This window comes from Cupriavidus pauculus (assembly GCF_008801835.1).
Lineage (GTDB): Bacteria > Pseudomonadota > Gammaproteobacteria > Burkholderiales > Burkholderiaceae > Cupriavidus > Cupriavidus pauculus.
In genome coordinates, this window is the sequence record NZ_VZOW01000072.1 from 1 (window position 1) to 5,224 (window position 5,224).

The 5,224-nt window shown below is 50.7% G+C and carries 6 protein-coding genes; 4 read left to right on the plus strand and 2 right to left on the minus strand.

Annotation, left to right across the window (positions count from 1 at the left end):
- Positions 1-404 precede the first annotated feature (404 nt).
- The 3 genes from F7R19_RS29205 (at position 405) to F7R19_RS29215 (ending at position 2,275) form a co-directional block, all read left to right on the plus strand.
- Positions 405-857: a hypothetical protein gene (locus F7R19_RS29205; RefSeq protein ID WP_150982938.1), complete on the plus strand. Its 453-nt coding sequence runs from the start codon at positions 405-407 to the stop codon at positions 855-857.
- 81 nt (positions 858-938) lie between these two features.
- Positions 939-1,556, plus strand: a complete 618-nt coding sequence (locus F7R19_RS29210; RefSeq protein WP_150982939.1) for a hypothetical protein — start codon at positions 939-941, stop codon at positions 1,554-1,556.
- Between the two features lie 77 nt (positions 1,557-1,633).
- The gene (locus F7R19_RS29215) at positions 1,634-2,275 is read left to right on the plus strand and encodes a hypothetical protein (RefSeq protein ID WP_150982940.1); all 642 of its coding nucleotides are present in this window, start codon (positions 1,634-1,636) and stop codon (positions 2,273-2,275) included.
- 193 nt (positions 2,276-2,468) lie between these two features.
- On the opposite strand, the gene F7R19_RS29220 is transcribed toward F7R19_RS29215, so the two are convergent.
- Positions 2,469-3,026 carry a hypothetical protein gene (locus F7R19_RS29220; protein WP_150982941.1) on the minus strand — a complete coding sequence of 186 codons (558 nt, stop codon included), beginning with the start codon at positions 3,024-3,026 and terminating at the stop codon, positions 2,469-2,471.
- A 90-nt stretch (positions 3,027-3,116) separates the two neighbouring features.
- Here F7R19_RS29220 and F7R19_RS29225 point away from each other — a divergent pair, with 90 nt between their 5' ends.
- Positions 3,117-3,464, plus strand: a complete 348-nt coding sequence (locus F7R19_RS29225) for a MarR family transcriptional regulator (RefSeq protein WP_150982942.1) — start codon at positions 3,117-3,119, stop codon at positions 3,462-3,464.
- A gap of 72 nt (positions 3,465-3,536) precedes the next feature.
- Here F7R19_RS29225 and F7R19_RS29230 read toward each other — a convergent pair whose 3' ends face one another.
- Positions 3,537-4,103, minus strand: coding sequence for a tyrosine-type recombinase/integrase (locus tag F7R19_RS29230; RefSeq protein ID WP_150982943.1), 567 nt, complete (start codon positions 4,101-4,103; stop codon positions 3,537-3,539).
- Positions 4,104-5,224: the final 1,121 nt, after the last annotated feature.

The window sequence follows — 5,224 nt, forward strand, 5'->3', positions numbered from 1 at the left end:
TCCACCGCGATAGATCGCCACGTCCATCAGCGTTGCCCGACGGCACGCAACATTGGTGATGGACGGTGCCGCAGCCGACCATCAATTACCGTGCTCGCGCATCCATCGAATCTCGTGCTCACGCACACATGTGCGGTCAGTAGATGTTCGGTGGTGCATCTTGCCCTAAAGGTTCCGACACACACGCCGTTACTCAGGGCAAACCCTTGCATTGAGCCCACTTGCAAAGGTTAGCTTTTGAGCATATCGTTCTAATTTTAAGAACGGTATACCAACTTATCCTAGGGACGCCTCGAAATCAGGCTCGGAGGTTCTGAGCCTCTGAACGTCCGCCAAGCGAGGCGGCAAGGCAGAGGCTCGCCCATATCGTTATGTTTTTTATAACAAAGTGGAAGGACGGGAGAATGAATATCAGAGCTACGGCCTCTCCGATATTGACGCTTGTCGTTATTGGCGTATTAGCTGCGGTCGTACCTACGACGACAGGTGCAAGTGAAGCACTTCTGCTGACAGCATACGCCGCTGACGGTGTGATTTATCCACAGAAAGGAGTGGACGAATGCAATCAATTCGAAAGAAACGTGCGTCGCGTCCAAACATACGTAAACGATTTTCTCTATCTGCATGAGGAAGGAGTTGGCGACAACACAAATGGCACGCGAATCTATTACGAGCAAGCTACTAAGATCAAATGGAGTATCAGCCAATATCTGAACGAATGGGAACGCTCCTTCAAGCCCGCAGCCTATTCAGGAGACAGCGGCACATGCCAGAAGCTGACGCAGCGCGCAATAGATGCCATTAACACTTTCGTAAAAAATCAGTTCCCTACTGATTACGCCCCTTTTAATCCATAGCAATTAGCGCCGATCGAGAGCCATACGCAGACATTTCAATAGCTCTCATAAAAAATCTAGATCGACCAAGAGATAATCATTATGCTGAATTTCATACTGTACGCTGCAGCCTTGGGAGCGGTTCTTATGGTGTTCGAAAAAATATTCGCAACACCAGTGGGAATTGCAGGGCTGCTAGCTCTCATCGCTGGAGTAGCCACCCTCTACTTCACAATCAAATCCCATCGAGAAAGCCTAGCGGACGGAACAGAGAATACTGACCTTAGTTTTCGTGAAAATTTCCCGGCCTTTTCCAGGATCAGATATCCAATTTTTCTCGTCGTCGGCGGTTTGCTTGGTATCTCATTGGGAATTGTGAAGAGCAATCGCCAGGAAGCAGAGATCGCACAAAAGAATAAAGAGTTTGAAACGATGGCGCAATCATACATTGATACGGCGATCAAGGAAAATTGCAAGTATCAAAACTCCAACGCGAATCTCGCGCAACTAAACAAGAATTTCGGGGACGTTCAAACGCAGGCTCTCGGGGAAAATGCGATGCTCCACACCGCTCCGGGAACGTATCAACGCGCCGGCGACCTTTCGAAGCAGGCAGAAAATGAATATAAGTCCGCCATTCGAAAAGTTGTGGACTGCGAGTCAGAACAACGAGCCAAAGTCTACGATCGGCTACGTAAGGAACGGCAGCCCAGCAAATAGCCCTAGATTAAATTTAATTAGAAAAATAGATAAACACGTCTCCACGGCTAGCTCCGAGATACGAAAGGATTTCATTAATGTCGAACACATACTGCAAAAATTGCGGCGGCATTCAGATCTTAGACGAAAATAATTCCTGCCAGAAATGTAGTGTACGGAATCACGTGAAAAAATCAAAGTCACCGGTTCTCGTGATCTGCGGCTACGTATTTGCCGCCATATTTCCAATCATTGGTATCATGCTGGGAATAACGCTGTTGGCGCAAAAACGAGTCAAGCATGGAATTGGCGTATTAGCGGTTTGCCTTCTAATGACACTTGTGTGGAGTGGCTTCATGGGTGGCTTTTTGAAGGGTGTATCGCAAGGTTTTAGTGATCAATCGCGACCACGCCTTCCTGAAGTAAATGAGCCCGCACACGGAGCAACCTCGTCACATCCCGCTCCTGTTGCCGAGTCTAGAACGCCAGTTGCTGTTAGTGATAAGCAAGCAGCATTGATCGCATTGAAAGCAATCGTTGCAAGAAATAAAAGTGGAAGGTGGGGAAGTGCAGACGAACAATGCGCGAGCATGATATCCGATGCCCAACAAGGTGGTTACTGGTCTAGCGCTCGTGGACTTTGCGTGGGAATGGCTTCATCAGTCTGTGATCGTTTCCCTGACTTCCAACAGGCAGGCTACGATGAATGCACAGAGTTTAATAAGATGTATTACAAATAGATCTAACAATAACTTATTTAAGATGGATATTACCCCCCCATATAATCGATGAAGATAATACTTTATGAAGCCATAAGGTTAGTTTTCAATCACTATCTTCTGCATCCACTATCACAGTGCAGTGTGCGACTTCGGTGCCAAGGGGAACAAACTTTAGGGCGATGCGTTTTTACTCACTTTTTCTACGAGAAGTCTATGCTGCCGTGTACCCACGCCGTACCGGCAGCATAGATAGAAGCCCTTTCATCGTATAAATCACGATCAGCGTACCGGTCAGATCGCCCACGAACATCACTAGGAAGCCTCGCACGAGATTTATGTTGTCGCCGTGCAAAAAAAACCAAATGTGATGCAGTAAGGGGCTCGCGACGGAGTACGCAACTACGCAGACGAGGAGACGTTTCGGCGTCAGATTCGTCAGCGACGCCCGCAGCCCGAATACCTGTTGCGATAGCTTGTATGCGAGATACGGCGCGACGGTCGCCAAGATGCCACCCATGAAGGCGCGGCTAAAGTCGTTCGGAAAGAAGTGCAGGAAGCATACTAGCCAAGACACGATTAGCAGTCCCACAGCACCGGCCTCTCCAAAGAGCAGTGTGCACAATAGCCGCATTCCTGCCGGCAAGTAGACCCAGTTGATCCCAGGCACGAATTCCAGCTTGAGGAACAACCATTCGTTTAGCACCAGCATCAGTGCGAACATAACGATCGTCGCCAGAACCATGGCGAGCTGCAGACGCAGGTTCGACATTGACGTAAAATTGAAGTTTGCCTATTGGGACTGTCGGATGATAGCGTACCCGCGCCCAATCAAACACATACCCCGATCAGGGGATGCCCTATGACGAGACCTGCTGACATCTATTTGCGCTTTCTGCAATTGGCCGAAGCAGTGCGCGGCCTACCCTCCCTGCCTGCGCTGGATCCGCTGGAACAGCGGATCCTCGAATTTGTCGCCCGGGCTGGTCAGGCCAACGCACAGCTATCAGTCCGTGAGTTGATCGCCCATACGGAATTTGGCTCTCCGGCAACGCTACATGCTCGCCTGAAGTCCATGCGTGAGAAGGGATGGATCATGCTTTCGGATACAGACGACACCCGGCGCAAGCAGGTCGATCTGACGCCGGCGGCATTGCGCCACTTCGACAAGCTCTCCGAGTGCTTAGTGAAGGCCACCAAGATTTCCTAAGCATCTCGCCTTTCAGTTGTCGGTTAGACCGACTTCTAGCGCAGGCCAATAGTCAGACTTACCAGCAGCGCCCTACACGAGATCAACTGCCGCCCGCTGCATCTCGTCGTTGACGTCGATGTATGCCTGCGTGGTCGAGATGTTCCTGTGCCCCGCAAGCGCCATGAGCACTCGCACGCCGACGCCCTTGTTGGCTAGGTTCGTGATAAACGACCGACGCCCTGAGTGACTGCTTGCCCCATCAATGCCCACCGCTTTGTACAGCTTGTGGAAGTGCTGGCAAAGTGTATTGGCGTTGAAACCAGCGCGCTTTTGCGTATAGAACAGCGGCCCGTCAGGGGTCAGCTTTTTGAGCGTCGCCACATACGCGGTAAGCTCCTTGCGCAAACGCTCGCCCAAAAACACCGTTCGCGCGTGCCGCCCTTTCGTTTGCTCTGGCTGCAACCGAACCTCGTGTTTGATCGAGCCATCACCTGCAACCACATCCCCAATGCGCAGCGCGGCAACCTCGCCCACTCGCATACCAGCCCAATGGGTAACGAGCAGCATAGCCCGGTTACGCGCAGCGTGCTTGTTCAACGAAATGAAGATCAGCACCTTTTTAAGTTCCCGTTCCGTCAGCGTTTTGGCCTGGGCCATTTTCACATACCCGAAAGCAAAGATAATCACGGGATGAGGATGTAGCCTTTGCTCTCAGGGATCAACTCATCTGTCGATTTTAAATGACCTCAGATAAAACAGGAACCTAGCTGGGAAGCAAAGCAATTCGCTATTTGCTTTGTTTTTTCCAAACTACCAAGTGCAACAGAATCTTGCGCATAACCAAGGTGTCGTCGTCGTGATGCTCAGCGCGTGGCCATTTGAGGCCTGAAAGCAAGTGACGAATATTGATGCTTTCTGGGAAAGGCATTACTCTTCCGATATAAATATGAAAGCATTAGGCCAAGGCAAGAGACATGCGGCAGCCCTGCACTGCGATCCAGTGGAGGATTTCTCTAGACATGCAGTATTGCCAGATTGCAAAATCAAAGTTGCCCGAGGAACTATAGCGCCTTGGGATTACAACAGGACGAAGCTTGGTGGGATTGAGATCCTTCCCGAGTAGAAGGTTATAGCGGTACAGATGGGTTGATCTTCCCAGAGAACGATAGAAGAGGGGGTCCAGGGCCACAAGGTAACCAGTACCGCAATGGCGGAAGAGGGTTAAGAAGTATCTTGACTTAAAATTCCCCTGCCTACTTTTTCCACACATCGCAGCGCCTGAGCTACTCCGCAAGCTTCGCAGCTCAGTGGATTTACTCGCCGCACCTGACTTACGTCATTGCTCCACTCGCAAATCCGGTTCGCAGATATGTGCACCTGACAAACCGCGAAGCAAGTAACGAGTTTCTGCTTGCCAGAAACGAAGTACGCAGCGGAGCAGTTTGCTGTAGCGAAGCGAAAGCGCAGCGGAAGCAAACTCAGAAATTCCGCAACAACAGATACCTTGTGGACCCTACCTGCGAATCTAATGTCACGTTTTTGAAAGGACAGCCAGATAGCGAAAATTTACTCGCTGCGTCACAAAGCGCTTGATCCCTATTAGCCCGGAACACATCATCCTCTGCATACACACCACCTGAGAGATGCAGAAATGTAAGCGCCCGGTGAACCCGTCTTGACGGGGCTACGCAGGAAGGACGGAAGCAGTCCAGCGATGTGGCAGGAGCTCCGCGATGTCGGCGGTCTTCTGAGTCGGCAGTCGCGTAAGCACGTCTTTC

Excerpts from the sequence above, each read along its gene's own strand:
- F7R19_RS29205 (WP_150982938.1), top strand. The coding sequence starts at position 405 with ATGAATATCAGAGCTACGGCCTCTCCGATATTGACGCTTGTCGTTATT.
- F7R19_RS29210 (WP_150982939.1), top strand. The coding sequence starts at position 939 with ATGCTGAATTTCATACTGTACGCTGCAGCCTTGGGAGCGGTTCTTATG.
- F7R19_RS29215 (WP_150982940.1), top strand. The coding sequence starts at position 1,634 with ATGTCGAACACATACTGCAAAAATTGCGGCGGCATTCAGATCTTAGAC.
- F7R19_RS29220 (WP_150982941.1), bottom strand. The coding sequence starts at position 3,026 with ATGTCGAACCTGCGTCTGCAGCTCGCCATGGTTCTGGCGACGATCGTT.
- F7R19_RS29225 (WP_150982942.1), top strand. The coding sequence starts at position 3,117 with ATGACGAGACCTGCTGACATCTATTTGCGCTTTCTGCAATTGGCCGAA.
- F7R19_RS29230 (WP_150982943.1), bottom strand. The coding sequence starts at position 4,103 with ATGGCCCAGGCCAAAACGCTGACGGAACGGGAACTTAAAAAGGTGCTG.